Origin of the sequence: Enterococcus sp. DIV0240d, from assembly GCF_051711245.1 — a bacterium.
In the GTDB taxonomy this organism is placed as follows: domain Bacteria; phylum Bacillota; class Bacilli; order Lactobacillales; family Enterococcaceae; genus Enterococcus_D; species Enterococcus_D casseliflavus.
The window spans coordinates 2,123,688-2,150,163 of record NZ_JBIOMG010000001.1 but is presented as its reverse complement, the minus strand read 5'-3'; the positions used below and the strand labels follow the sequence as shown (position 1 = coordinate 2,150,163).

22 protein-coding genes and 1 pseudogene are annotated in these 26,476 nt (G+C 42.6%); 15 read left to right on the top strand and 8 right to left on the bottom strand.

Annotated elements, in window-relative coordinates:
• The first annotated feature begins 116 nt into the window (after positions 1–116).
• Both IGJ25_RS10105 and IGJ25_RS10100 read left to right on the top strand, forming a co-directional pair.
• Positions 117–1,304 (top strand): IS110 family transposase, encoded by a 1,188-nt coding sequence (locus IGJ25_RS10105; RefSeq protein ID WP_069001973.1) that lies wholly within the window; start codon positions 117–119, stop codon positions 1,302–1,304.
• 539 nt (positions 1,305–1,843) lie between these two features.
• Positions 1,844–1,972, top strand: a complete 129-nt coding sequence (locus IGJ25_RS10100; RefSeq protein ID WP_005236316.1) for a hypothetical protein — start codon at positions 1,844–1,846, stop codon at positions 1,970–1,972.
• Between the two features lie 79 nt (positions 1,973–2,051).
• On the opposite strand, the pseudogene spxB reads toward IGJ25_RS10100, so the two are convergent.
• From spxB to IGJ25_RS10085, 3 genes and pseudogenes are all read right to left on the bottom strand, one after another.
• A pseudogene (spxB, locus tag IGJ25_RS10095) lies at positions 2,052–3,786 on the bottom strand (pyruvate oxidase).
• A gap of 127 nt (positions 3,787–3,913) precedes the next feature.
• Positions 3,914–4,606 carry an N-acetylmannosamine-6-phosphate 2-epimerase gene (locus IGJ25_RS10090; RefSeq protein ID WP_225001357.1) on the bottom strand — a complete coding sequence of 231 codons (693 nt, stop codon included), beginning with the start codon at positions 4,604–4,606 and terminating at the stop codon, positions 3,914–3,916.
• Positions 4,607–4,786: 180 nt separating this feature from the next.
• Positions 4,787–5,272: a MerR family transcriptional regulator gene (locus IGJ25_RS10085; protein WP_005230125.1), complete on the bottom strand. Its 486-nt coding sequence runs from the start codon at positions 5,270–5,272 to the stop codon at positions 4,787–4,789.
• 137 nt (positions 5,273–5,409) lie between these two features.
• Here IGJ25_RS10085 and IGJ25_RS10080 point away from each other — a divergent pair, with 137 nt between their 5' ends.
• Complete coding sequence (locus IGJ25_RS10080) at positions 5,410–6,888, top strand: MDR family MFS transporter (RefSeq protein ID WP_225001358.1); 1,479 nt, start codon at positions 5,410–5,412, stop codon at positions 6,886–6,888.
• Positions 6,885–7,592 carry a DUF4811 domain-containing protein gene (locus IGJ25_RS10075; protein WP_221693439.1) on the top strand — a complete coding sequence of 236 codons (708 nt, stop codon included), beginning with the start codon at positions 6,885–6,887 and terminating at the stop codon, positions 7,590–7,592. Before IGJ25_RS10080 ends, IGJ25_RS10075 begins: the two co-directional genes overlap by 4 nt.
• Before the next feature lie 133 nt (positions 7,593–7,725).
• Here the strand turns inward: IGJ25_RS10075 and IGJ25_RS10070 are convergent, their stop codons facing one another.
• The 3 genes from IGJ25_RS10070 to IGJ25_RS10060 are packed head-to-tail and all read right to left on the bottom strand — an operon-like array spanning position 7,726 to position 11,094.
• Positions 7,726–8,880, bottom strand: coding sequence for a pyridoxal phosphate-dependent aminotransferase (locus IGJ25_RS10070; RefSeq protein WP_231473183.1), 1,155 nt, complete (start codon positions 8,878–8,880; stop codon positions 7,726–7,728).
• A 17-nt stretch (positions 8,881–8,897) separates the two neighbouring features.
• On the bottom strand, positions 8,898–9,620 hold the full coding sequence (locus IGJ25_RS10065; RefSeq protein WP_005230134.1) for an amino acid ABC transporter ATP-binding protein: 723 nt from the start codon (positions 9,618–9,620) through the stop codon (positions 8,898–8,900).
• Positions 9,613–11,094, bottom strand: a complete 1,482-nt coding sequence (locus IGJ25_RS10060; protein ID WP_225001361.1) for an ABC transporter substrate-binding protein/permease — start codon at positions 11,092–11,094, stop codon at positions 9,613–9,615. Before IGJ25_RS10060 ends, IGJ25_RS10065 begins: the two co-directional genes overlap by 8 nt.
• A gap of 415 nt (positions 11,095–11,509) precedes the next feature.
• Between IGJ25_RS10060 and IGJ25_RS10055 the strand changes: the two genes are divergently transcribed.
• From IGJ25_RS10055 to IGJ25_RS10035, 5 genes are all read left to right on the top strand, one after another.
• Complete coding sequence (locus IGJ25_RS10055; RefSeq protein WP_225001362.1) at positions 11,510–12,172, top strand: 2,3-bisphosphoglycerate-dependent phosphoglycerate mutase; 663 nt, start codon at positions 11,510–11,512, stop codon at positions 12,170–12,172.
• Positions 12,173–12,275: 103 nt separating this feature from the next.
• A complete protein-coding gene (locus tag IGJ25_RS10050) occupies positions 12,276–12,542 on the top strand; it encodes an ACT domain-containing protein (protein WP_005230142.1) in 267 nt (88 codons plus the stop codon).
• Between the two features lie 8 nt (positions 12,543–12,550).
• A complete protein-coding gene (locus IGJ25_RS10045; protein WP_005230144.1) occupies positions 12,551–13,900 on the top strand; it encodes a PFL family protein in 1,350 nt (449 codons plus the stop codon).
• Between the two features lie 140 nt (positions 13,901–14,040).
• Positions 14,041–15,633 carry a TPM domain-containing protein gene (locus IGJ25_RS10040; protein ID WP_438779445.1) on the top strand — a complete coding sequence of 531 codons (1,593 nt, stop codon included), beginning with the start codon at positions 14,041–14,043 and terminating at the stop codon, positions 15,631–15,633.
• Between the two features lie 216 nt (positions 15,634–15,849).
• Complete coding sequence (locus tag IGJ25_RS10035; protein ID WP_005230151.1) at positions 15,850–16,467, top strand: HAD-IA family hydrolase; 618 nt, start codon at positions 15,850–15,852, stop codon at positions 16,465–16,467.
• 72 nt (positions 16,468–16,539) lie between these two features.
• Here the strand turns inward: IGJ25_RS10035 and IGJ25_RS10030 are convergent, their stop codons facing one another.
• Positions 16,540–17,982 (bottom strand): sensor histidine kinase, encoded by a 1,443-nt coding sequence (locus IGJ25_RS10030; RefSeq protein WP_249850226.1) that lies wholly within the window; start codon positions 17,980–17,982, stop codon positions 16,540–16,542.
• Complete coding sequence (locus IGJ25_RS10025; RefSeq protein ID WP_311955955.1) at positions 17,972–18,652, bottom strand: response regulator transcription factor; 681 nt, start codon at positions 18,650–18,652, stop codon at positions 17,972–17,974. Before IGJ25_RS10025 ends, IGJ25_RS10030 begins: the two co-directional genes overlap by 11 nt.
• A gap of 160 nt (positions 18,653–18,812) precedes the next feature.
• On the opposite strand from IGJ25_RS10025, the gene IGJ25_RS10020 reads away from it, so the two are divergent.
• The 6 genes from IGJ25_RS10020 to holA all read left to right on the top strand — a co-directional run bounded on the left by IGJ25_RS10020 (position 18,813) and on the right by holA (position 26,467).
• Positions 18,813–20,612 (top strand): penicillin-binding transpeptidase domain-containing protein, encoded by a 1,800-nt coding sequence (locus IGJ25_RS10020; protein ID WP_016611115.1) that lies wholly within the window; start codon positions 18,813–18,815, stop codon positions 20,610–20,612.
• Between the two features lie 194 nt (positions 20,613–20,806).
• Entirely contained in the window at positions 20,807–21,847 is a 1,041-nt protein-coding gene (locus tag IGJ25_RS10015) for a CAP domain-containing protein (protein WP_225001365.1), read from the top strand.
• Positions 21,848–21,968: 121 nt separating this feature from the next.
• Complete coding sequence (locus IGJ25_RS10010; RefSeq protein WP_225001366.1) at positions 21,969–22,610, top strand: helix-hairpin-helix domain-containing protein; 642 nt, start codon at positions 21,969–21,971, stop codon at positions 22,608–22,610.
• Between the two features lie 93 nt (positions 22,611–22,703).
• Entirely contained in the window at positions 22,704–23,201 is a 498-nt protein-coding gene (locus IGJ25_RS10005; RefSeq protein WP_225001367.1) for a ComE operon protein 2, read from the top strand.
• The gene (locus tag IGJ25_RS10000) at positions 23,173–25,416 is read left to right on the top strand and encodes a DNA internalization-related competence protein ComEC/Rec2 (RefSeq protein WP_231473176.1); all 2,244 of its coding nucleotides are present in this window, start codon (positions 23,173–23,175) and stop codon (positions 25,414–25,416) included. Before IGJ25_RS10005 ends, IGJ25_RS10000 begins: the two co-directional genes overlap by 29 nt.
• A gap of 31 nt (positions 25,417–25,447) precedes the next feature.
• Positions 25,448–26,467, top strand: coding sequence for a DNA polymerase III subunit delta (holA, locus tag IGJ25_RS09995; RefSeq protein ID WP_034869424.1), 1,020 nt, complete (start codon positions 25,448–25,450; stop codon positions 26,465–26,467).
• Positions 26,468–26,476: the final 9 nt, after the last annotated feature.

The window sequence follows — 26,476 nt, the reverse complement described above, 5'->3', positions numbered from 1 at the left end:
TACGTATGAGTTAGATGTTGAAAGTTTTTGCTTTACTCCGTATCTCGTACAAGGTAGTGACGCTTTTCAGTTGAGCGGGTTTCAATCCAAAATATTTTTTTAGAAAGGTCAAATGTATGTACTTCTTAGGAATTGATATCGGCAAGCGAACTCACGTGGCTTCTTTAATGAGTGAAGAAGGTAAAGTGATCCTAAAAGGTTTTTCTTTCCCTAACACTACTGAAGGAGCTGATTCCCTGATTGAGCGGCTTTCAAAATATTCAGAGACTCCCGCTGACTTTATTGTCGGAATGGAAGCTACGGGTCATTATTGGCTCTCCATCTTTTCATACCTCCACGAATCAGACTTTTTGATTCACGTTGTGAATCCTCTTCAAACCGATGGCTGGCGCAAAGGAACAGAAATCAGAAAACGAAAAAATGATATTATTGATTCTGTTTTGATTGCTGACTTGATGCGTTATGGTTCCTTTGTAGAAACAGTATTGTCTGATGAAAATGTTTTTTCGTTAAAACAACTTTCACGTTACCGAACCTATTTAGTAGGTACCGCAAGCGACTTCAAACGAAAAATCATAGCTGTACTAGATCAAGTGTTTCCTGAATATGCATCAATTTTTTCTAAACAAGGTATTTTCGGAAAAGCGTCTAAAGAGTTATTGCTTGAGTTTAGTTCTCCTATAGAGCTAGAAGAAATTTCGGCAGAAACGTTGGCTCAATACTTAGCTGAGTTAAGCAGGAACCGAATAAAGCCAGAGAAAGCAGATCAATTGAAGCAAGCAGCTTCTAACTCCTTTGGAGTGAAATTTGCTCAAGAAGCTTTTACATTTCAATTACGCTCCATGATTGAACAATTGAAATTCATCGAAAGCCAAGTAAAAGAAACTGAAAAAGAAATTAAGCGCATAATGAGTAATTTAGACTCTGTTATTCTCACAATCCCTGGAATCGGCCCTATAAATGGCGCGACAATTCTTGGTGAAATTGGAGACATTCGCAAATTTTCTAATCCGAAAAAACTGGTTGCTTATGCTGGCATAGACGCGTCTGTGTCCCAATCTGGGCAATACGAAGCAACACATAATGTTATGAGCAAGCGTGGATCTCCATACTTACGAAAAGCCTTGTTTTCAGCTGCTCTAGTTGCTTCTCGATGTGATCCTGTTTTTCGCGCGTTTTATCAGAAAAAAATTTCTGAGGGAAAGCATCATCTGACGGCCTTAGGTGCTGTTTCTCGTAAGCTTTGTTATGTGATTCATGCTATTTTAACTAAAAATGAACCTTATAAGATTGTTTCCGATTAGCTATTGAACAATCAAAAAAATCTAATAGTGAAAGGTCTATTTGTTGTACTCATTTTTTGGACTTAACTGTTATAAAATATTTTTTTGATTTAGCTAATTTTCACTTGACTCTATATAGTTAGTCTTTCAAATAGAGTGATTTGTAAGAACAATGAAAGCTAAGAAACAATCGAAAGAAGAACGAGGGAAGGAAAAGAACGGAATAGGTGTTCTGTTATAATTATACCAATAAATAATAAAAAAATTTAAATAAAATAGTAAAATTGAACAAATAGTACAACAAAGGGAGGTTTGTTTTTCTTGAAAGAGCCGATCAAAAATCAGCTTTTTTTCATCAGCCATTGACAAACCAGGAAAATCCAAGTAGATTAAATCAGGGTACTAGAAAAAGACAAAATCAGCTGCAGATGATTTGAATCGTAAGAGGCAGCTTTTATTTTCTATTACCATAGATCGAAGGTAGTTGTTCGCAAACATAAAAGAAGTCAGGAACACTTCTTTTCAACCGACAGTATTGCTAAGAAATAGAGGTGGAATCGATGGATCAAAAAGAAAAAATGTTAGAGCTAATCAAGAAAAAACAAGGCGGCGGCCGTTCAAAAAAAATGGAATCCCCAAAAAATGATCGAAAAAACATGCGTAAAGGCCCGAAAATTTATAATAAGTAAGGCGATACATTAGAAACACGAAATGGTTAATGAAAAAAAAGAGAGAAGGACAGGATTTCTGTCTTTCTCTCTTTTTTATTTACTCTTGAGAATCCACGTACAACTCACTCAAAGCTGGCAGATCATGAACTTGGTATTTTGCTTTAAAAGATGCGATTTCTTCAGCGCTGAAGCGGTTCGGATCAAGTTTCAGTTCTTCGACAGGAAGAGGTCGTTCGTTAGCGATCTTGACATCGATCACCACAGGTCCGTTGATTTCTTTAGCTTGTGTAAAGACGGATGCTAATTCTTCTTCCTTCGTTACCGTGAAGCCTTTTGCACCTAATGCTTCCCCAACTTTACCAAAATCAGCACCGGCTAGTTGGACACCGAACTTGGTTTGCTCGGTATCTTCTTGCTCCGCTTCGATGAAGCCGAATGAGTCATTGGAAAAGACCACGTTGATGATTGGCAAATCATATTTCACTTGGGTGATGATGTCTTGCATTTGCATCGCAAAACCGCCATCCCCACTAAAGGTAAATACTTGGCGATTCGGATAGCTCAATTGAGCTGCGATCCCACCAGGTACACCATTGCCCATTGTCGCAAACCAGCCAGACGTTGTGAAACGCTGTTCACCCGTCATTTCTAAATGACGGATACTGTGAATCGTCACATTACCGACATCCGTGACAAACAGGGCATCAGGAGCTGCAATTCGGTTGATTTCTCGATAGACAGGTTCGGGACGCAAAGGCTCTTGCGAATCATGGTCAAAACGATGGCGCCATTCATGCCAATTGCGACAGTTTTCTTGATTGGCTTTTAACCAAGCATCTGCAGGACGAGGGGCTGCCATCTCTGTCCATTTTCTAAGAGCGGTCGCACCATCTCCTAAAACGGAGACATCCGTCTGATGACGACGACCAAATTTCGAGGCGTCAATATCAACTTGGACAAAGTTGGCACCAGGATTGAAAAAGCGGCGGCCAAAAGGGAAGTCACTGCCGACAAAAACGATGAGATCGGCTTCTGCCAAAGCTTCATTGGCAGGTTTTGTCGCAACCCGTCCAGCAAATCCAAGAAAGTTTTCATAAAGATCAGGCACGATGCCTTTGGCTAAGACAGAAGCTGCGATAGGCATCGAGAAATGCTTAGAAAAAGCATCGATGGCATCAAAATGACCAAAGAGACCTTGTCCGATATAAAGGACGGGTTTTTTTGCTTGTTCAAAATAAGGAAGGGCAGCCTGTAAATCCTCTTCATCAGGCTGGAGAACACCTGTCTTATGATTTTTTGCGGTTGCAATCTCCTGTTCGTCGATTTCTGCAAACCCGTAATCGACTGGGATCGTTACCACAGCGACTCCTTTAAATTTGTAGGCTGCTTTAATGGCTTCGTCCACCACGTGGGGCAAACTTTCAGGGGACATGACCGTGCGATTGTAGATACTGACATCAGCGAACATCGGATTTTCATTCATTTCTTGAAAATCATTGTAGTTCATCGAGCTCGAAGCTACTTGTCCTAACAAGGCAACGACGGGCACATTATCCATTTGAGCATCGTATAAGCCAATTGATCAAATGGGTGGCACCCGGACCAGCAGAACCAAAAACCGCACCGACTTTTCCCGTTAGCTTGGCATCAGCCGCTGCTGCCAGCGCACCTGCTTCTTCATGACGTACTTGAATATACTTGACCGATTGCCGTTCATGGTACAAAGCATCCATCGTTGAGTTGAAAGATCCACCGGGGATTCCATAGATATGGTCGATGCCCCAAGCTTCAAAAACCTTGATCATTGCTGTACCAGCATTGATTTTTGTCATTTTCTTCACTCGCTTTCTCTGTTGTCATTCGTTCTCTTTTAAGTATAAACGTTTCTCAAAAAGACAACAAAGAATGCGCCTTCTGTCACAAGGCGCAGTGAAAGACTTATTTTAGGAAATGAACGACTCAGTTGCGCAGCTCTTGCACGAATCGGCTGGCGATCTCTTTTGGTCGGGTGATGGCACCACCAACCACGATACCCGTCACACCAATATCTTGGATTTTCTTTGCTTGTTTCGGGGTGTGGATCTTGCCTTCGGCTATCACTGGAACCTTTGCTGCAACCAATTGCTGGATCAATTGATAATCTGGTTCGTCATTGGTGGGACTATTCGCCGTATAGCCGGACAAAGTTGTACCAACAAAATCGACGCCCGCTTCAAAGGCATTGATGCCTTCCTCATAGGTGGCGATATCTGCCATGAGTAGTTGATGGGGATAAAGAGTTTTGATTTGTTTGATAAAGGCATTGACCGTCAAGCCATCGTGACGTTTGCGCAAGGTGCAGTCCAAAGCGATCACCGCAATCTGTAAAGCTGCTAATTCGTGCACCTCTTTGATGGTCGCTGTGATAAATGGTTCTTCAGGTGGATAGTCTTTTTTGATGATTCCGATGATCGGCAGATCAACAGCGGCTTGGATTTCGCGAATATCGCGAACGGAATTGGCACGGATGCCAACAGCTCCAGCTTCTTGAGCTGCTTTTGCCAATAGGGGCATGACACCGCCTTTTTCGGTATACAAGGGTTCTCCAGGCAATGCTTGACAAGAAACAATCAACCCGCCCTTGATTTGTTGGGTAAAGACTTCTTTTTCCATTTATATGACACTTCCCATTCTGATAAAGGTTCGTTTCTCCCTTCGACTATATCATGAGGTTTTTTGCTTGTAAATGAATCAACACCTCTTTGAATCAAAGGCAAGACATTCAAAAAACGTGCAGCAAGCATCACTGTCATGGATACTTGCTGCACGTAACGAATAGGCTAGGCAGATTTTTTATTCTGCTTGTTTTGACGTGCATTGCTTGAACTTTTCAAAATCGATCGTTTGATTAGCAGGCAGCACTTCGTATTGCAATCGTTCTGTTTCTTCATCGTGAATGATATGGAGGATTTTTCCTTCGTCATCTACTGGTCCCAGACTGATGATCGTAAAGCGTTCATTGATGACTTCTAAATTTTGTAAAACCCCAGAAAACACTTTGCGAATATGATGGGCGGTTTTGATTTTTTTGTCCGCTTTTTCAACAGCCTTGGCCAACGTAAAGCCTTCATCTAAAAACGTTTTGATCATTTCCACTTTGACGACCGTGGGCAGTCGGTATTTTCGTGGGGCATTTTCTTCTTGTGGGACCGATTGAATAAATCCTTTTTGTTCCCAATAACGCAATTGGCGAGGGGAGATATCACACATTTGGCTAAGTTCGCTGATGCCGACCAACAAGTTTTCATTATCAACGAGTTTTCGAAAAAGATGAGACATACGGACTCCATTCTTGTAAAGGTATTTGTTAATATTGTAACTTGTTTTACTTTTATGTCAAGTAGGTTGACAAATTTCAGGGAAAGATTTAAAGTAAAGAAGGTTTTATGAAAAATATACTGAAAAGAGTGTGAAATATGTCAACGAGTCGTCCTTTAGATATCTACGGCAAACCTTACAACCGTTCCTTACTGGTCATGGTTTTGCTGATCGGTACGTTTTGTACTGTTTTGAACCAAACATTGTTAACAACGGCTTTTCCAACTTTGATGGATGCCTTTGACATCTCAGCATCTGATGTTCAATGGCTGACCACTGGTTTCTTGCTGGTCAATGGGATCATGATCCCGATCACCGCATGGCTGATCAACAAGTTCAGCTCGAGAAGTCTTTACTTAACGGCAATGAGCATCTTCCTTGCAGGAACGATCGCTTGTTTTGCTGCACCGAACTTTTCTACATTATTGATTGGCCGCTTAGTGCAAGCTGCCGGTGTAGGGATCTCGATGCCGCTTTTGCAAAATATCATGTTGTCGATCTTCCCACCAGAAAAACGCGGTTCAGCCATGGGCATGTCAGGAATCGTTATTGGGTTAGCACCAGCCTTAGGCCCAACGTTATCTGGTTGGATCATTGATCATTATGACTGGCGCTATTTGTTCGGAATGGTCATTCCGATCGTCGTTTTAGTCTTAGTCTTAGCGCTCTTTCTAATGAAGAGTGTGATTGAATTGTCGCATCCGAAAATTGATCTGTTCTCAGCGATTTTATCAACCCTTGGTTTTGGTACATTGCTCTATGGCTTTTCAAGCGTCGGCGACAAAGGGTGGGGCAGTATTGAAGTAATCGGTTTTCTAGCAGCCGGTGTCTTTTTCATTGCTTTCTTTGCATGGCGTCAATTGCACATTGGGCATCCGTTCTTAGAGTTGCGCGTGTTCAAATCAACGACCTTTACCTTGGCGTCGATCCTTTCAGGGGTCACGAATATGGCGATGATCGGTGCTGAAATGGTTCTCCCGTTGTATATCCAAAACATTCGTGGTGAGTCAGCGTTTCATTCAGGATTGATGTTATTGCCAGGTGCGTTGATCATGGGGATCATGATGCCGATCACTGGTGCGATCTTTGATAAGTATGGTGCAAAACGTTTAGCTATCACCGGGATGTTTATCTTGACTGCCGCAACTTTACCATTTGCTTTCTTAACAAAAGATACACCGATTTTGCATATCATCATTCTTTATGGGATTCGGATGTTCGGGATCTCAATGGTGATGATGCCAGTAACGACTTCAGGAATGAATGCCTTACCTGGTCATTTGATCAGTCACGGTACCGCAGTAAACAATACGTTCCGTCAAGTAGCCAGCTCAATTGGTACGGCTATCTTGATCAGTGTCTTGACAAACGTCACCAAGGGCAACTTGCCAAGTGATTCTTTGCTGGATGCAACGCCTTTGGCATACAAAGAAAAAGCAATCGAAGCGACTTTATCTGGCTACCATGCCGCCTTTTATGTGGCAGCGGTCTTTAGCTTCTTAGGATTCTTGATCGCCTTCTCCTTAAAGAAAAAAGAACCACGATTGACGGTTCTTGAAGGAGGTGCGGACAAATGATCTTGCTTTTGATCGTTCTTAGCGTGTTAGGGTTTGCAGTACTGAATGTCTTTGCCAAAAACAAGCTGCAAACAGGTTTATCATTGGTCTTAGGTCTAGTCTTCGTGGCAAGTGTCGTCGCATTGATGGCCAATTTGACCTATCATTTTGGAATGGAAAAAGAAACGACTGCTAAAACAACCCCACTGATTTCTAGTGCCGATAACGAGAATTTTGATTTGCTATTGTATCAGCCATTAGGAGATGGTACGGAAAAAATCTACCTGTATAAAACGGATGCTGATCAAGAGGAACCCAAACAAACCGGTACTGATAAAGTGACCAATGTCGTGGAAACAGGGGCTGATTCAGCTCAATTAGAAACAAAAACGACGCGCTGGGTTTATAAAAGTGACCTGTCACGCTTCTTGTTCGGGATCGCTGATAACGATGGCCAATATGTCAGCCGTACCAATACGTTCTCATTGCCAGATTCATGGGAAGTCTTGAGTGTGGATCAAGCAAAAAAACTGGCTTCTTTAGCGAAAGAACAAGCGGACACCATGAAAACACAAGGACAAGCGTATGTCCAAGAAAAAATGCAAGCTGCATTAATGGCTGATCCAACTATGGATGAGGCAGCCCAAAAAGCAAAAATCGCTGAATTGACAGAAGCTTATCAAAAAGAAGCGATGGCAAAATTGCTAGAAGAAGCAAAAAAGTAAAAACGAGCAGATAGTCAGGGGATGGAAGAATCAAATCGGATTCTTCTGTCCCTTTTTATATGGAACGTGATACTTTTGAAAAACGGCTACCACAAAAAAAAATCCCACACACTAGAAGTGAGTGGGATTTTCTTTAGTCAAATGAGCACGCGGCAATGCGGTCGAAAGCTTCTTTTAACAAGTCCAACGATTGGGTGGCAGCTAAGCGAACATAGCCATCGCCGGTCGTTTCTCCAAAGGCTTTCCCAGGGATCATCAGCACACTGGTTTCCTTTAATAATTTCTCGACAAAGCTGACAGAGTCCAACCCCGTTTGTTTAATGTTGATGAAGGCATACATGCTTCCTTTGACTGGGGATAAGGAAAGGAAGGGGATCTCAGCAACCCGTTGTTCAATGTAGGTCAGTCGTTCCTTAAAGACAGCAACCACTTGCGGCACGAGGGTATCATAGTGATTCAATGCGTAAATACCTGCCCGTTGTGAAGGAGTTGGTGCCGAATAGGCGATCGCCTCATTGATCAGTTTTGCCGTAAGATTGATCGATTCAGGTGCGATCATGTAACCGATCCGCCAGCCTGTCATGGCAAAGGCTTTTGAGAAACTGCTGAATGTGATGGTGTTCTCAGGTGCGAAGGCTGCCATCGGTACAAAGGTGTCATCAAAGCAAAAGGCTTCATAGACTTCATCTGAGAGGATTAGTAAGTCATGGTCAATGGCAACTGCTGCGATTTTTTCAAAAGTTTCTGGAGAAAAAACAGCACCAGTAGGATTGTTGGGTGAATTGATAATGATTGCACGGGTTTTCTCAGTGATAGCGGCCTTTAAAACCTCGACGTCGATTTGAAAGCCATCTTTTTCAAAGGTCGGAATAAAGACTGGCACACCACCGACTAGTTCGACTTGTTGTTTGTAAGGCGAAAAGTACGGTTCGTGAATAATCACTTCATCACCGAGATCAATGATGGCAGCCAAAGCTAAGTACATGCCATGCAATGCACCGACAGTTCCTCGTACTTGGCTAGGAGAAAAAGTAAGCTGGTATTGCTTTTGATAAAAATCAACGACGGTTTGGATAAAATCAGCACTGCCGTCTGAAGCGGTGTATTTTGTATGACCCGCTTTGACGTCAGCAAAAGCTGCATCAATGATTGTCGCATCTGTAATCAAATCAGGATCACCAATCGACAAATCAATCAAATTTGGGGTTTTCTTCGCAAGAGTGGCGATCTCCATTAAAAGATTTTCTTCTGGTTGTAAAAAACGTTCTGCAATCAACGGACGGTTCATTTTGTCATCTCCAATTTCTATAAAACTTTGCTTAAAAAATCCTGTGTCCGCGCATTTTGCGGATGCTCAAAGATTTGTTCTGGTGTTCCTTGTTCTTGAATGATACCGTCAGCCATAAAGATGACACGATCGGCAACTTCTTTAGCGAAGCCCATTTCGTGGGTAACGACGACCATCGTCATGCCTTTTTCTGCCAAAGCTTGCATGACCGTCAACACTTCTCCAACCATTTCTGGGTCCAATGCTGAGGTTGGTTCGTCAAAGAGCATTACATCAGGATCCATTGCCAATGCTCTAGCAATAGCGACCCGTTGCTGCTGCCCGCCAGAAAGGCTAGAGGGGTAACTATCCGCTTTTTCAGCTAAGCCAACTTGCTCCAGCAATCCTTTCGCTGTCTCTTCGGCAGCAGCTTGCTCTTGCTGTTTGACTTTGATCGGGCTGATAGTCAGATTTTCTAACACCGTTTTATGAGGGAATAAATTGAAGCTTTGAAAGACCATTCCCATTTTTTGACGAATCTGATCGATTTTCACCCCTTTTGCCAATAAATCATTGCCTTCGAAGGTGATTTTCCCACCAGTCGGCTGTTCAAGTAGATTCAAGCAGCGTAAGAAAGTACTTTTCCCACTTCCTGAGGGTCCGATGATCACAACGACTTCACCAGGTGTCACTTCAAGATCGATTTCTTTTAAGACGGTATTCTCGCCAAATGTTTTCACTAATTTTTCAACTTTAATCACTAGTTTTCATTCTCCTTTCAGCAACACCCAATAGACGTGAGAGGGCGAAGGTCAATACAAAGTAGATCAATGATACGATAACGTATGGTAAAAATGGTTTGAAGCTGGCCCCTTGAACGACGCCTGTTTGGAAAATCAGTTCAGACACACCGATTACCGATACGACCGAAGACTCTTTGATGACCGTGACAAATTCATTTCCTAAAGCAGGCAAGATGTTTTTGATGGCTTGCGGGAAAATGATGAAGCGCATCGCTTGGATCTGATTCATGCCTAATGAACGAGCGGCTTCCAGCTGTCCTTTATTGACGGCATTGATCCCAGCACGAATGATTTCTGCCACATAGGCGGCACTGTTTAGTGCTAAGGCAATACAGCCAGCAGCTAACTTCGAAAGCTCTAAGCCTAACACGCCTGTTCCAAAGTATACAATAAATATTTGTACTAACAAAGGTGTTCCCCGTACATATTCAATATAGACAGCGGCAATGACTTTCAATGCTTTTGACTTAGAAAGCTTCATAAAGGCTAACAAGCTGCCACCGATAGAGCCGAATAATACCCCAACCAAGGCTAGGAAGATCGTATAGCCAGTTCCAGTGATGTAAAAAGGCAGATATTTTTCCCAAAAGCTTTGCTCTTCATCGATCGTGCCTTCTTCGGTAAACATCAATCGATAGGCATCTTCTTTGTATTGGCTTAAAAGATCATTACTAATGATAGTTTCAATGGAGGAATTGAGTGTTTCCAGTAAAACTGGCGCTTCTTTCGAGATGGCGATCGCGGTCTCCTTCACGCCGTTTTCAAACGTGACATTTTCGGCTAATGCCAAGGTATCATTCGCCGTCACATAAGCTTCAGCGACGGGACCTTCCATCACGATCGCATCGATCTTGCGTGATTTTAGATTGGTGATCAAATCAGGCACCCTTTGCAAAGAGGTGACGGTCGAGCCAGTCAATTCTGTATTTGCCAGCTCTTCTTGTGTGGTTTGTCGTTGTGCACCGACAGCTACACCATCAAAATCAGCCGTCGATTGGAAACGATCCGCATCTTCTGCTCGAACCAGGACGGTCTGTTGGACTTCCATATAGGTGTCAGTGAAATTGACTTCTTTACGGCGCTCATCCGTAGCAGCCATCCCAGAGATGACGACATCGATTTTACCCGTTTTTAGAGCCCCTAACAGCGCGTCGAATCCAAGCTCCTCAATTTTCAGATCGACCCCTAAGTCATCTGCAATTTTTTGGGCAATCGAGATATCGATCCCCACGATTTCATTTTTTCCATCAACATTGGCACGGAATTCATATGGTGCATAATCGGCAGATAAACCCACGACCAATACACCATTTTCTTTGACTTTTTCATAGATTGGATCGGTTTCTTCTGCATGTGCTTGTCCGACAAAGAAAAACGGCAGCAACGCTGTGATGATCCCTAATAAAACAGTACCCTTACTAAACCTTTTCATGTAAACGCCCCTTTAACTTTTTCTGTGCATCTATTAAAAATGCAAATAACAACTAATAAATGTATAAAAATACATATAAGTGATAGAAACTATCATAGCATAACATCAGTTGAAGTCAATAAGTCAGAGAAAAAAAGTCAAAAATTGTTGTAGAGCGTAAAACCATTTATTCAAATTATTTGCAATCCAAGGAAGAACAAAGTGGAGAAGGAACAGCAGCCATTTTCTATACCCATCTATTTGAAAGGATGCTTAGAAAATAACGGATAGTGAAGAAAGAAAGCAGCTTCGCTTAAACGAGAAACAGGATCTGCAATGACAAAATAAAAAGTTGTCTGAAACAAAGCGGCAAAAACGAAACATAAGACATTTTTTGGATTTCTTGCGATAATAAAAGAGAAGAGGAGGCGATAGAATGAAGGTCGTATTGATTCGACATGGTGAAAGCGAAGCAAATTTTGAAAATTACTGGACAGGGTGGCTAGATGTTTCTCTGACCGAAAAAGGCCGACAACAAGCTTGGGCTGCGGGGGAACAGATCAAAGCATTGGGGATTTCCTTTGATTTTGCCTTTACATCTGTGCTGCAGCGAACGATCATCACTTGCGATGCCGTTCTGGAAGCCAGCGATCAGCTTTGGGTCCCTGTGAAAAAAACATGGCGCCTAAATGAACGTCATTATGGCCAATTAGTAGGGGTCAATAAAGATGAGATGGTGGCAAAGTATGGAAAAGAACAGGTGCAAAAATGGCGACGTGGATATGATGAACCGCCTTTATATGTGGAGAAAAATGATTTAGACCGACGCTATGATTCTTTAGACCCTCGCTTGATACCTAAGGGAGAAAATCTGGGGATGGTGGTGGCGCGAGTAGTCCCATTTTGGCAAGACCAGGTGGTTCCGTTACTTAAAGATCATAAGAATATTCTCATTACTGGTCATGGGAACAGCTTGCGGGCGTTAGTCAAATACTTGGAAGACGTGCCAAAAGATGCCATGGATACGATCGATATTCCTAACGCACAGCCGATCATTTATGAGTTTGATAGCCAAGCAAATAGGATTGAACGGGCGTAATAACGAACATTTAAAGTATAAACCACAATTTCGTTTGATGTTACATCGAAAATGTGGTTTTGTTGTGCTATAATAAGAAAAATTTTATGAAAGGCGGGAGGATATGAAAGCCGTATTAACCGTTATTGGAAAAGACAAGGTTGGGATCATTGCTGGTGTTAGCCAGAAATTAGCAGAATTAGAAATCAATATTTTAGATGTGTCCCAAACGATCATGGAAGATTACTTCACGATGATGATGCTTTTAAACATGGATGCCAATCAGGATTTTGATGGTGTTCGTGAGGAGCTTCACCAAATTGGTCGTACATTAGGTGTAAAAATCAGCATTCAAAATCAAGAGATTTTTGATACCATGCACAAATTATAGGAGGCACTATGGAGACAAATCAAATACTTGAAACCATTCGCATGGTGGAAGAAGAAAACTTAGATATTCGTACCATCACAATGGGGATCTCATTATTGGATTGTATTGACGCCGACATTGATCGTACCTGTGAGAAAATTTTCCAAAAAATTACAACAAAAGCGAAAGATCTTGTCAAAGTCGGCGAAGAGATCGAAAGTGAATATGGCATTCCGATTATTAACAAGCGGATTTCGGTTACCCCTGTAGCGATCGTAGTGGCAGCTTGCCAGCCGACACCCGCAGACTGTATCAAAGTTGCGAAGACCTTGGATCGAGCGGCGCAAGAAGTCGGAGTCAATTTCATCGGCGGCTATAGCGCACTAGTAGAAAAAGGCTATCAAGGCGGCGACCTTGCATTGATCGAATCGATTCCAGAAGCCTTGGCTCAAACCAATTTTGTCTGTTCGTCGGTCAATATTGGATCAACGAAAGCTGGGATCAACATGGATGCAGTACGTCTGATGGGAGAAACAGTCAAGAAGACGGCTGAGGCATCAGATATGGGCTGTGCGAAGCTCGTCGTCTTTGCGAATGCAGTGGAAGACAATCCCTTTATGGCGGGTGCTTTTCATGGGGTCGGTGAAGCTGATGTGGAAATCAACGTTGGTGTCAGCGGACCTGGTGTCGTCAAACGTGCCTTGGAAAAAGTCAAAGGCGAGTCCTTTGATGTCGTGGCGGAAACAGTCAAAAAAACAGCTTTCAAGATCACGCGGATGGGGCAATTGGTCGGGCGCGTGGCTTCAGAGCGCTTGGGCGTTCCATTCGGGATCGTCGATCTTTCGCTGGCGCCAACTCCTGCAGTCGGCGATAGTGTGGCATTGATTTTAGAAGAAATGGGTCTAGAATCTGTCGGTACCCACGGAACGACGGCGGCTTTGGCCTTGTTAAATGATGCAGTAAAAAAAGGCGGCGTAATGGCATGTAACCATGTTGGAGGTCTGTCGGGTGCCTTTATCCCCGTTTCTGAAGACGCAGGGATGATCAAGGCTGTAGAAGCTGGTTTATTGAATTTAGAAAAACTTGAAGCCATGACGGCGATCTGTTCTGTCGGTTTGGATATGATTGCGATTCCAGGAGATACTTCTGCTGAGACGATCGCCGCAATGATTGCGGATGAAGCAGCGATCGGCGTCATCAACCACAAGACGACAGCTGTCCGAATCATTCCAGCGAAAGACAAAAAAATCGGCGACCGCATTGAATTTGGTGGATTATTAGGGACGGCACCAGTGATGAAAACCAATCCTGCACAGTCTACTGATTTCATTTTACGTGGGGGACGTATTCCCGCTCCGATCCATTCATTCAAAAATTAATTTGTACTCCTTTAATAGGAAAATATGATAAAATGACCTTTAAAAGACCGACCAAAATGCTGTCTTTTAAAGGTTTTTTAGTCATGTAACTATTTTTTTCATGCTTAAGGCGGATGTTTTATCATTTGAAATCGAATACAATGAAAGATAACACGATGAAAAGGGGTGGTAAAATGAAGAAAATCTTCCAACTTGGGATGTTGGTTTTTGTTGGTTTGATGGGATTTTTTGTCCTTCAACCATCAATTGCCTTTGGACAGACATTTGTTCGTGATGATGCCGGGGTCCTTTCACAAGAGACGATCAAACAAATCGATACTTTGAATAAAGAGGGCTTTCAATCATTGACTGGAGCACCAGAATATGCTGTGATCACGATCCCTTCTTTAGATGGGCAATCGATTGAAGAGCGTAATTTGGAACTGTTCAATGAGTATGGTTTAGGAAATCCAGAGGACAATAATGGACTATTGTTTCTCTTTGCCATTGACGATCGTGAATTTCGTCTGGGTTATGGCGATGGACTATCCTATGTCTTCAGTGAGCTATCGGAAGATGATTTAGTGGATGAAGATGCCAAAGACGCATTACGAGATGAAGATTATGATACAGCGATATTGGCAGCTTCTAATGAAGTCTATCAGCGAATGAAAGAAGCGGATGAAACGATTGGTTTAGGGACGATCTATCAAGATGGCAAGCAAATGTTAGCAGAAAAACAGGCACAAGAAGCAGAAGCCACTAAGCAGATGTGGTTCACTATTGGTAAAATCGTCAGTGGTGTCGTAGCGGCAGCAGCTGCAGGCCTTGTCGGGTTCATCAGTTTTCGCCATCTTAAAACCAAACGGCGTTTTGAAGAGCACCTGCCATTGCCGAAACATCTGTTAGAAGATAGTCACTTCCAACAGAAAGATTTCTTGAAATGGGCTAGCAATAGAAAGAACTATCAGCGTTACCATCAGTATCAGACAGCAAAAGATTGTCAACAAGCATTTACGCAGTATGTGACGAGGACTTATGTGCCAGCGAAATTGACTTCGGTCACTGGATTGTCGACAGCGGATAAACGAGTCATCCAACACGGCTTGACGAATCCAGCAATTGGCGCCTATTTTTCAAACTTGCTGATGAAGAAACAAACCACGGTCAAACATTTCGGTCAGGTGATCCTTACACAACATGACACCTTAAAAACCTATGAAGCCCAATTAGGCAGGGAAGTGACTGAACGGATGGCAGACTACGATTTGACTGATGCGGTGTTACCCGAAAATCTGTCTTTAGCAGATGCTTATCGAGCAGAAATAGCCAAGCAAGCCAAAGAAGAGATCAGAAGACGCAATGAGCAAGGGCGATACTTAGCTCAACTTGTGACGAAAAAAGCGACCTATCCTGAGATGGTACAAGCCATTCCAAAAGAAGTTTCTGATGTTCTAGCGGAAGTGAAAACAGATGCCTTGTTCCAAGTTGACTTGAAACAGGTTTATCAAAATCACCCAGATTTAGCGAACAAATTATCCTCATTTGATGCTTCTGATCGAGCAGCCGTTTTGAATAATGCTCGCCAAGAGTATGACCCCCATGGTATGAATATGGCGTTGTTCTTTGTAATGATGAATAATCATGTGACCCATCAAGAACAAGTCATTGCAGATACGCAAAGTTCTTCGAATGATTTTGGCGGTTTTAGCGGAGGAAGCAGTAGCGGTGGCGGTGTTTCTGGTAGCTGGTAATTTTTCGTAGTGAGGAACGTTCATTGTTCTGCAATACATTCGCTTGCATGTAGGTTTGTGCAAGCGGAAGGATTGTATGGTCAATGGCGTTTTTTCTTGTAGAGGAAATCCCTTGATAAATAAGACAAACCAAACAAAGTGTGGTAAACTTTTTAGAGTTACTGAAAATGAATGGAACTTTCATTCATTTGAAAAAGGGAGAAAACGAGGGATATCATGTACCAATCTTACATATGGGATTTTGACGGAACACTTTACGACAGCTACCCAATCATGTTAAAAGCTTTTATCAAGACATTGAAGGAGTATGGCTTCGATCCAGATCCAGCGGAGATTTATTATATATTGAAAGATTCATCTTCCAAAAAAGTTGCTGAAAAATACAACTTAGATTTTCAAGAGTTCACTAAAGCATTCAAAGCAAATGAAGCGCTGGATGATCGTTTGCCGCTTTCCTTTGCAGGAACCAAAGAAACATTAGAAGCCGTGGTTGCTGCTGGGGGCAAGAACTACATTTTGACCCACCGCGATGTCGTCTCAACGAAAGAGTTGTTAGAAAAAGAACAGATGGCAGACCTGATCGTTGAGATCGTTGGCCCAGAAAACAACTTCCCCCGCAAACCGGATCCAACTTCCCTGATTTATCTTGTTGAAAAGTATCAACTAGACAAAGATCAGACTGTCATGATCGGCGATCGCACGATGGATGTTTTTGCAGGACAAGGAGCAGGTGTCAAGACGATATTTTATGATATAGAAGGTCTCTTAAAAGATGTATCTGCCGACCATACCGTCCAATCAATGGCTGAAATACAAGAAATCATTAAGTCTTGAGAAATCAAGGCTTTTTTTGTGCATAGAAAGTAAGTCATTCAGTACTCATGATGAACGGTATAAACGTAGTTCTCATTGATCTTCTAGTCTCGGCACAACAAACCAAAAACAAGTCACGCCATTTTTCGACTCAGCGCCATATTCGAAGGCATGAGAAGTCAAAATGGTTTTTACGATCGCTAAGCCGATGCCAGTTCCTTCTTTATGTCCTGCTTGATGTTGGACGCGTTGGTATCTTTCCCAAATAAGTTCGAGTTGTTCTGGAGGGATATCTTTTCCAGGGTTGATGACAGCAACTTTTGTTCCTGCAGATGTATTCGTTAATTTGATTAAGAGTCGTTCATTTTTAGGTGTATGGTTGATGCCATTGTTTATTAAATTACGCAAAACCTGTTCCATTTTGATGCGATCAAAAAGAGCATTTCCATTCGTACGATCTGCTTTAAAATCGACAGTGATGTCATATTGATTGGCGATCCCTCTTGCGTAAGCAACGACGGAGGAAACCACCTCGTATGTATTCCAGATTTCATTTTTAAGTTGTGTGTAGCCTGCTTGCATGATAGAGAAATCCATGATGTCATCGACCATTGCACTCATGCGGTGGGCTTCGCTGATAATTAGGTCCATATGTTCTTTTCGAAGGCGTTCGTCGCTTCCAGATACATCACGTACCATCTCCCCATAGCCAGTGATCAACGCGAGGGGGGAGCGTAGTTCATGAGAAACATTGGCAATCACTTCTTTTCGCAAGACGTCTACTCGCTGAAGTTCTGTGCTTAAGTCCGCAACTGATTCAGAAAGTGTACCTAATTCATCACTACGCTTAAGTTTGGGTACGGAATAAAGCTCGCCGTTGGTTAAGCGGATGATGGCTTCTTTGATGGTTTTGATCGGGCGAATAAAATGCTGTGCTAAAAAAAAGGAGATCGTTGACGCAAAAATAGTTAATATGATGGTGAATAGAAAGAGTTGCTGTCGATTCAAGCTTTGAAGCGCTTCGATTTGAGTGATCGTATTGGAGAGCAAAAGGGAAGCTGGGCGTTGGAAAAGAGTGGTAGGAACGCCAATAAGAATGGCAGAAGACTTTTCAAAGTCTTCTACAGCACTCAGGCTCTCACCATCAAGGACAGTTGGTGCGTGAGATAACAACCAGTTGTATTCGTTGCTCAACCCATCTATGTTTAATTGTTGGCCATTGTTAAATGCCGCCAGAATTTCGCCATCCTCGTCGACTAAGAAAAGAGTCCCAACGATCGTTTTACTAAGAAAAAGTAATGGCTCTTCTGGTAAATCATCTGGATCTACTGCCATTTCTTCAATAGCGGCAGCTGTTTCCTGAACTGTTTCTAAAAGTGATTCTTTCGTTACATTGATATAATTTGGTTCAAAGAGCAAAATTTGAACAGTCCACAAAAAAGCGATGCCAATGATGACCAGCAGCATATTGGCGGACCAAAGCCGCACGAGTAATTTACTTTTGATGTAAGTAAAACCTAACCGATTAGTCTTCATAATCAAATTTATACCCAACTCCCCAAACCGTTTGGATCAACTCTCGGTAATCCCCTAGACGCTCTCGCAAGGACTTGATGTGTGTATCCACTGTTCTGGTATCTCCGAAATAATCAAAGCCCCAGACACCTTCTAAAATTGATTCTCGGCTCAAAGCGATATGATTATTTTTCGTCAAATAGACCAGCAGATCGAATTCTTTTGGTGTAAGCGGCAGAGGTTTCCCTTTGATCGTTACAGTATGAGAAAAAACATTGACTTCGAGATCACCAAAAACGATCTTTTCGAACTGAAACTGACCGCTTCGTTTCAACACAGCTTTGATGCGAGCCATCAGCTCTTTAGGGCTAAATGGCTTGGCAATATAATCATCGGCACCAAGATTGAAGCCAAAGAGTTTGTCATACACTTCCTTTCGAGCGGTAATCATAATGACTGGCGTGTTACAGCTGCCTCTGATTTCCGAAAGCGTCTGAAAGCCATCTTTTCCCGGCATCATGACATCTAGGAGGATCAAATCGAATGAATGATTGGTTAATTTTTCCAAAGTTTCTTTTCCATCCGCTGCCTCAAAACATAGATACCCTTCGATCTCCGCATAAGTTTTCACTAAGGCACGCATATGAGTATCATCATCAACGATCAATATTTTTTTTGCAAATTTATTCACATACTTAAAAATAATTTATATTTTTTAAAGTATATCACAGCATAATCGCTGATTTAATAGGAAAATGACTCTTTGAAAAATAATTGTTCTTTCCCTCACAAGATCATCACAAATACCCAATACTATAGAGGTATATTCAATCGAAAGGAGCGCTTTGGCGATGTATGACTATCATATGGTCAGAAAGAAAAAAGCAAAGAAAAATCGTAAGCTAGTCGGTCATTGGTTATACATAATCAGTCTTGCGCTTTTTATGGGGTTTTCTGCACGTTTGATTTACATTGTTCAAGTCGGCGTGATTGCAGGCGTCTCTTTGTCTGAAAGAATAGAAAATTTGTATTATAGTTCAAGATCGATCGAAACAAGTCGAGGGGCGATTTTTGATCGGCAGGGGACAGTGATCGCACAGGATATTCTTTCCTATACTGTTCGAGCGGTTCTTTCTGAAGATTACATTGATAATGGCCGACCCATGTATCTAGACAGAGCGCGCTTTGAGGAGACCGCAACGATTCTTTCGGAGTATTTACCTATTTCTAACGAGCAAGTTTTGTCAATCTTGTCAGATGGTGCGAATCAAACAGATCCGCCTGTCTTTCAAGTGGAATTTGGCAATGTTGGCAGTGGTCTAAGTGTGACTACTCGAAATCAAATCGAAGCGGCGTTTGATGCAGCTGGAATCAACGGTATCTATTTCGATGCTCGTTCAAGTCGCAGTTATCCGAATGGTATCTTTTCTTCACATTTGATAGGGACAACGTCAGATGATGAAGAGATTCGAGTCGGTGTTTCTGGATTAGAATATGTACTGAACGACTTTTTGAAGAATCAAAATGGGCGAGAGTCCTTTCAAGTCAATGCTTCAGGGAATCCTGTTCCCGCAACCAATCAAACCGTAGAAGAAGGAGTAGATGGGAATGATGTTTGGACGACATTAGATGCTCATCTGCAGTTATTCACTGAATCAGTGATGGATGAAGTTATGGAACAAACACGACCAGAAAATCTAACGGCTTTATTGATGGATGCGAAAACTGGGGAGATTTTAACGATGGCTCAAAGACCTAGTTTTCATCCAGAGACCCAAGAAGGAATTACGGATGAACACTTTATTTGGCGTAATCTTTTTACGGAAGAGATGTATGAACCTGGTTCGACCTTGAAGCTGGCAACCGTTGCGGCAGCTATTGATGAAGGTGTTTTTGATCCGACGGAACGCTACAATCCTGTGAGTATGCAGATTGAAGATCGAGTCATCAATGACCACGACTCAGGAGCAAATGGTGAGTTGACGATGCGGCAAGCGTTAGCTTGGTCAAGCAACACTGGGATGGTTCGACTTCAGCAACGGATCGGTTTTGATAATTGGGCACAGTATTTAACTGATTTTGGATTAGGGAAAGTTACAGGAAGTGAGCTTCCTGGGGAAGTGCCTGGGATCTTACCTTCAAGAAATCGGGTGGATTATGCCATGAGTTCCTATGGCCATGCGATCGGCGTCAATCAGATGCAGATGATGCAGCTATTTAGTGCATTTGCCAATGGTGGCGAGATGATACGTCCGCAATTGATTCGGCGAGTAGGGGAAGAGACCCAAGTTTTTCCAGAAGTCGTTTCCCAGCCTATTTCACAAGCAGCAGCTGATGCTGTATTGGAATACATGACCGATGTAGTGACGGATGAACGTTATGGCACCGCTTATGATGTATACCAACTGACGAACCATGAGATTTCTGTCAAAACTGGGACTGCTCAGATCGCCAATGAGAATGGTCAAGGCTACATGACGGGAGAGTTTGATTATATTTATTCGGCGGTCTCCATCTACCCAACGGATGATCCACAGTTTATTCTTTACCTCACCATCAAGCGACCAGAAGAATACGATCGACATACATTAGCTAAAATCGCCAATCCCTTGATGGAGCGTTCGATGGCGCTGCAAAGTTTTCGTGAGTAAAAAAAGTTTCTTAACAGGAGCTTAAAAAGACCTAGATCATCTAAGAAATTTCATGATGCAGCTGGTCAACTTCCCACAGGAATGATAGTCTTTAGAAAAGACAGGAAGGGTGCATCAGCGATCCAATCTAGGGATGAATGGATAAACGATCGCGCTAAAGCTAACACATAAAGATTCATTGACGGAGGTGTCATATGAAAAAAATAAAATTCTTGATCAAAAGCATTTTTCTCATCGGGCTTCTTTATTTTGCAAGCCAGATGATCACATGGCAAGACGGGCGCTTGGCATTTCGTGATGCCCGACTCAACGAGATCACTCAATCTCTCTCGTCCCAATTTTCTCTTTCACAAGACACTTCAGCAAGGCCAGCGGCAGAAACGCCTGCCCAGACATATTTATATAATGAATCACGACAAGTGATCGAAGAAACCTTTGGGGAAGCGATCAATGAATCAGCGAATCGGTATGGACTGAACTGGACTTCCTATCACGATGATTTTCGTAACTTCATGATGGTGATGTACGATGAACATGATATTGCGCAAGGGATCTATACGAATCAAGACACGATTCTTATCGATGACACACTAGGTATTGGGTCTTCAAAAGCAAGCGTTCGTAATCAGATGGGGACGCGTCAAGAAAGTATACAACGAGGATCACGACGGTATCGGATCGATTCGGATGCTGACTATGATCTGTTCTTGCAAGACGATCAATTGATTACTTTTTTCTATGATATTCATGCTGAAGATACAGTGACTGCGATCCAAATCATCAATCGCTCCCTAGAAACACGCCATGCGAATGATTTTCGCCAAAATCAAGCCGCCATTTTAAGCGGTTTACGAACACAGTTATTTGAATTAACGAATGCCACCCGAGTGAAATTTGGTTTGTCACCCCTTGGTTTCAGCGAAGCAACCAGTGAGACTGCCGTGAAGCATAGCCAAGATATGGCAGAACATCGATACTTTGACCATATCGGGTTAGATGGATCAACTCCATTTGATCGGATGCAAGAAGACGGGATCAGCTTCACTGCTGCAGGGGAAAATTTGGCATTTGGCCAAGCCAGTAGTATTTACGCCCATCAAGGTTTAATGAATTCAGAGGGACATCGGGCAACGATTCTAAACGATGAGTATCAATTTCTCGGGATCGGTATTGCGATCGATACCAGCGAACAGCCATATTATACAACGTTGTATCACCGAGGATCGGCGTCGTAAATTCCTGAATTGCTTGAAACTGATACTTGTTAGCCAGTAAAAAAAGTCGACACGTGGAAAGTGTTGACTATTTTTCTGTCCTTGATTACTTTTTGCGTATTTCATCTATGAGGTGGTGAAAATGGATCAATGGAAGCTGCTCAAAGACTATTGGCGATTTGCAGTTGGTGGCGCTGTTTTGATGGTTTTGCTGATCATCTGGTTCGTATCGTTCTCGCAAAACAAAGAAACAAACTGGCAATCAATGGCAGATGCAGCAGGTCAATCGTCTGAAATGGGGGAAGGTGGAACCCTTCAAGAAGATGGTCTTCACGATGAAGAGTATGAGATCGTTATCGATGTCAAAGGAGAAGTGCACCAACCGGGCATTTATCGTTTAAAATCAGGTGCGCGGATGTATGAATTGATCGAACAAGCAGGTGGTCTGACAGAAGAGGCGTTAGAAACAGCCATAAACTTAGCACAGGTGCTGCAAGATCAACAGATGGTGATCGTCCCGCATAAAGAGGATCAAGCGTTTACGGAGATGAATTCTTCAGGAGTAGGTGGCAGCCAGACAGCAGTGACACAAATCAATCTGAATCAAGCCAATGCGCAGCAACTGCAAGAACTGCCAGGCGTGGGTGCCAAAAAAGCAGAAGCAATCATCGCTTACCGCGAAGAATATGGCTTTTTTAAACAGATTGATGACCTAAAAAAGATCACAGGCATCGGAGAGAAGACCTTTGAGTCCTTGAAAGAGATGATTACAGTGACGGACTGAACCAAATAAAAGTAAGAAATACTAAGAAATGACGGTTGAAAATTCAAGAAATTCGATTAGAATAGAACTAATCAATCGCAAAGGAGCAAATGAATGAGCAATACGAGAATCCCTTGGGACCAGTATTTTATGGCGCAAGCTGTTTTACTTTCTTTACGCAGTACGTGTTCCCGACTTGAAGTCGGCGCTACATTAGTCAAAGATCGCCGAATCATCGCTGGAGGCTACAATGGGTCAGTCAGTGGCGATGTACACTGCATCGACGAGGGCTGTTATGTTGTCGATGACCATTGTATTCGAACGATTCATGCAGAAATGAATGCCTTATTGCAATGTGCAAAATTAGGGGTGTCAACAGACAATGCGGAAATCTATGTGACGCATTTTCCTTGCCTTCCCTGTACAAAAGCAATTTTGCAAGCAGGGGTCAAAACGATCCATTATTTGAATGACTATCGTAACAATCAGTATGCAATGGAATTGATTCAACAAGTAGGTGCTTCCGTCCACCAAGTTGAACTTGATCCGGTGTATTTTGAAAAACTTTCATTTGGTGTGCTGAATGATGCACAACCAACAAAAGAGAACTGATTCATTTTTATTTCTTAGTATTGTTCTTGCTTGTTCGGTGACTGCTTACTATGTGCAGTCCATCTTACTGGGACTCATTGCACTTTATTATTTCGTGATGCTTGTCTTAAGACGACAAGCATTTTTGTGCATGATTTGTTTTGTCGGACTGTTGCTGTTAAGTGTCCGCGTCTGTCTTTCTCGGACTGGAAACATACAAGAAGGTGAGTATCAAGGGGTAGTCAATGTGTTGCCAGACACGATCAAAATCAATGGCGATCTGCTTACGTTTGAAGCAAAATCTTCCGCAGGTAAAGTGATTGGCCGTTACACGATTTCTTCAGAGACTGAAAAACAGCAATGGCAGGATCGATCCGATTGGGGAAGAAAGCTGCTGGTGAAAGGATTTTTTTCTCTTCCTGAAAAACCACGAAACCGCCACGGGTTTGACTATTCTGCCTATCTAGCCAGTCGATCAATTATTGGCACAGTCCATATCGAGCAAATGGTAGGAATGGAAGCAGCAGACTCAGGCTTTTCGCTTGCAAAAGTTCGAGCAGAGGTTATTTCTTCTGTGCAACGAATCTTTCCTGAACGCTCAGCAGCCTATATCAATGCGTTGCTCTTTGGTTTTAAAGACCATGACTTTCAAGAAGTACGTCAAATGTATCGTGCTAGTGGCTTATTGCATTTCTTTACGATCTCAGGAATGCATGTCGTCTTATTTTTCAAGTGGTTTCGCGGATGCTTCTGCCGATTGGGGTTTACGCAAAAAGAAATGCTGTTGCCAATGGGGGTCTTTTTCTTGGTCGTAATTGGGATTTGTGGCGGCGGCATTAGTGTCTGGCGTGCTGTCTTGGCATTGTCGGTTACTCAAGTGACCACTCTTTATCAACAACGGCTATCGGCAAGTGATCATTATGGGATCGTCTTAACGGCTCTTTTATTCGTTGATCCCAAAGTATTGCTTCAAACATCGGGGCAACTAAGTCTTTTGATGACCTTCCTGATAATGATGCAGCGACCAATCAAATTGACGTGGTTTTGGCGCAGTCAGTTCCTCACGGTGCTGGCTGCGCCTGTCATTGTCTCGCTCTTTTATGAATTTCCATTATTTGGGGGCTTTTTGACGTTTGTCTTTTTACCGTTTTTTCAATTGGTTTTGCTGCCAGCCTGTTTCTTAATGTTCATTGCTGGGACGCTTTTCCCAACCATCAGTGGGCTGATTGCCCTTTTTGAAGAGCTTTTATTACTTATGGAAGTTGTCGTGGGCGCTGTAGGAGGCGTATCGATAACGGTGGGTGCCCTTCCTGCAGGATTGGCAGCTAGTTGTTGTTTGCTTGGCCTGCTCTGTTACCAAAAGAAACGGTGGCTGTTGGTGATCTGTTTTTCGCTTGTTGTACCAATCGTCTTTCAACAGAATCGCGTTTTACCCACCATTAGTTATGTCGACGTTGGTCAAGGCGATAGTATCGTTTTACAGGCAGAAAAAAATCGCGAAGTTTATGTGATCGATACTGGAGGTTCTCTATCTTTTCCGAAAGAAAACTGGCAAGAGCGCAAACGACAAGCTGCCGCGGAATCTACATTGATTCCTTTTTTGAAAGGGGAGGGAGTCAGGAAGATTACTGGTTTGTTTCTAACTCACGGGGACACGGACCATATGGGAGATGCGCTAGCATTGATGAAGGCGATTCCTGTTGAAACGTTATATCTTGTACCAGGAAGTGAACAAGATCACCGCATCGCCAAGCTTTTAAACGAACTGCCTAATCAGACAAACGTTGTTTGGACGACGGTTGGCCAAGTGGTGGGTGATTTCCTTCAGTTGCAAGTATTGGCATCAGAATCAGGTGCAGGACAAAACGAAGATTCGATGGTGATTAAAACCAAGGTAGGGGATAAAACATTTTTGTTTACTGGCGATCTCGAACAAGCAGGGGAAAAAAAGTTGATTCATGATTATCCGAATTTAAAAGTTGATGTATTGAAGCTAGGGCATCATGGCAGTCGAACCTCGACGGCACCTGAGTTTGTTGCGGCAATCGATCCCCAATTCGGGATCGTTTCAAGTGGACGGAACAATCGGTACGGGCATCCTCATGAAGAGGTGCTTGAAACATTGGCAAATCAGACCGTTTTGCGAACCGATCAGCAGGGCATGATCCAATTTATTTGGTCTGAAAAACAACAATCATTTTTGATAAAAACGCTGCTAGACTATCCGATTGACTAATGGTAGGATAAGAATGAAAGCGGGGGGAACGATGGAATTACAAAAAGCGTTGCAAGCAATTCGAACCAAGGAGTTGCAATCGATTTATCTGGTCATCGGCAGTGAAATGTTTTTACAAGAGCAAGTTCGCACGGCCTTTTTGGAGCGTTTTTCCGTTGGGAAAGATGATCTGAATTTTGCTTCCTTTGACATGGAGAAAGATCCCCTTGATATGGTGATCCAAGAAGCCCAATCGTTGCCTTTTTTTGGCGATCAGCGATTACTGTTCGTTGAGCGGCCATTTTTCTTAACGGCTGAAAAAAAGAGCAATGCACCTGAGCATGACCTAGATGATTTTTTGAATTATATCAAAGACCCATTGGAATCATCGGTAATGGTGATTTTTGCAGATGTCGATAAATTAGATGAACGGAAAAAAATTACTAAGCAGTTGAAGAAAGCCGCAGTTGTGATTGATGTCGCACCTATGAAAGAAGCCGACGTGCGTCAGTATCTCCAACAGTCGTTGGCCAATGATGGCATCGAAATGAGCCGAGAGGCGTTTGATTTGTTTTTACGGTTAACGGATCTGCACCTATCAAAAGCGATGCAGGAGTTACAGAAACTACGGCTGTATGCAGGAAATGGCAATAAAATTACGAAAGAGATCGTCTTGCAGTTGATCCCTAAGACGTTGGAACACAATGTCTTTGAATTAACCAGCGATGTCTTAAAGGGGAACGTATCGGATGCATTGCGCTTATATGACGATCTATTATTGCAAGGGGAAGAGACGATCAAGATCAATGCTATCTTGATCAGCCAAGTCCGTCTGCTGTTACAGGCGGCGATTTTGATGAAAATTGGCTACCAGCAAGCCAATATCGCAGAAACGTTGGGGATTCATCCGTACCGAGTGAAGTTAGCGATGCAGCAAGCTCGGGGGTTTGGAGAAAAGCAATTAGCGGCACTATATAGTGAATTGATCGAAAATGATTACTTAGTGAAAAGTGGTCAGATGGACAAAGAGTATTTGTTCCAGCTATTTGTTTTAAAACATGGCAAACAGTAAGTCAAAAAG